General features: G+C 68.7%; 2 protein-coding genes and 1 pseudogene. All 3 read left to right on the forward strand.

All coding sequences use genetic code 11. The features are described 5' to 3' along the window. A pseudogene (locus BM314_RS29870) lies at positions 1–369 on the forward strand (methyl-accepting chemotaxis protein); the annotation flags it as partial. Positions 370–535: 166 nt separating this feature from the next. Continuing rightward, entirely contained in the window at positions 536–679 is a 144-nt protein-coding gene (locus BM314_RS31200; protein WP_244540099.1) for a hypothetical protein, read from the forward strand. A 58-nt stretch (positions 680–737) separates the two neighbouring features. After that, a complete protein-coding gene (locus BM314_RS29880) occupies positions 738–944 on the forward strand; it encodes a hypothetical protein (protein WP_244540100.1) in 207 nt (68 codons plus the stop codon). Positions 945–1484 lie beyond the last annotated feature (540 nt).

Below are 1484 nucleotides of genomic sequence, written 5' to 3' on the forward strand. Positions count from 1 at the left end.
GACCAGACTGCCAAGACGACGGAAGAGATCAGCCGTCAGATCGGCGAGGTCCAGGGGGTGACCGCGCAGGCGGTGACGGCGATCGGCGGGATCACGGGCCGGATCCGGGAGATCGACAGCGTGGCAACCTCGATCGCGGCGGCCGTCGAGGAGCAGGGCGCGGCGACCCAGGAGATCGTGCGCAACGTGGCGCAGGCCTCGGCGGGGACGAACGCGGTGACGGGCAACATCGCGGGCGTGGCGCAGGCGTCGGAGGAGACGGGGGCGGCGGCCTCGCAGGTCCTGTCGGCGGCCTCGGAGCTGTCGCGGCAATCCGAGCATCTCGGTGCCGAGGTCGCCCGCTTCCTCGCAACCGTCCGCGCCGCCTGAGGGTGGCCACGGCCGAGATCCGCGTCGTCCCGGCCCGGCCGAACGGCTCAGACCAGTCCGACCGGCTGCACGCAAATCTCGCTGCCGCGTACGCGCGGGGCGAGGATCTCGGCGCGCGCCGTACATCCAGGCCGGCGGCGAAAGGCTGCTCCAACTGAGCCGCGCGTTGGAGCACCCGATCAAGGATATGGATCTCTCGCTCCATGAGCTTGGGCTGCAGGATGCGGCCACGATCGAAGCCTTGCGAAGCTTCGTGAGCGCGACAGAGGAGCTCGCCAACGCGGCGCAGCGGTTTCCGCCCACTCTGTGACTGTGGCCGCCAATCGAAGCTGGACGCTGCACCGCCCCGTCGTCGCACGGAGGCCGCCTTGGGCGGGCTGTTGCTGATCTCTGATGACCTGACCCGGACCGGGCGCCTCGCACGTTCCCTCGGCCCCGCGCGGCGTTGCACCGTCCACGACCTGTATGACGACATCGCGCCGGCGGAGCTGCCGGACCTCATCGTCGGCGACGTCGCCGGGCTGACCTCGGAGCCGCTGCGCGCGACCGGCGCCCCGTTTCTGTTTCTCACCTAAGGCAACGCTGCCCGCGCCGAGGCCCAGGCCCGGCTCCTCGCTCCGACCGACATCCTCCCGGCCCTGTCCGTGCTCGAGCGGCTGCTGGATCGGATCGACCGGCTCCAGGACCGAACGGACTGGTGCCGACCCATACCGCTTTATGGACAGCTGTCTGGCTGATCCCGAAAGCAGCCATCCGCCGGTCAGTCATCGATATCGGCTCAGAATGAATTGGGGTTCCTCAATATAGGGCCCTGGAGCATCTCTGGCCCTGCACTCGGCAGGCTGCTTCCAGATCTACGATTCCCCTACGTTCCGGGCAGTAGCGTTGTAACCGTCCCGCTTCTGCACGCTTTCGGCGCCCGGCAATCGATCGCAGGTAGCCGGGCGCCACTATCCATACCTTGGAATGCGTTCGCCCGGAGCCGAGCTCCGGGCGTGGTGTAGACGCTCAGGGTGAGGTTTACCGCAGGAGCTGGAGGACGCCCTGCTGGGCGGAGTTGGCCAGCGACAGGGCCGAGATGCCCATCGACTGGCGGGTCGACAGCGCCTGCGAGT

It is taken from the genome of Methylobacterium sp. 13MFTsu3.1M2, from assembly GCF_900112625.1.
GTDB lineage: Bacteria > Pseudomonadota > Alphaproteobacteria > Rhizobiales > Beijerinckiaceae > Methylobacterium.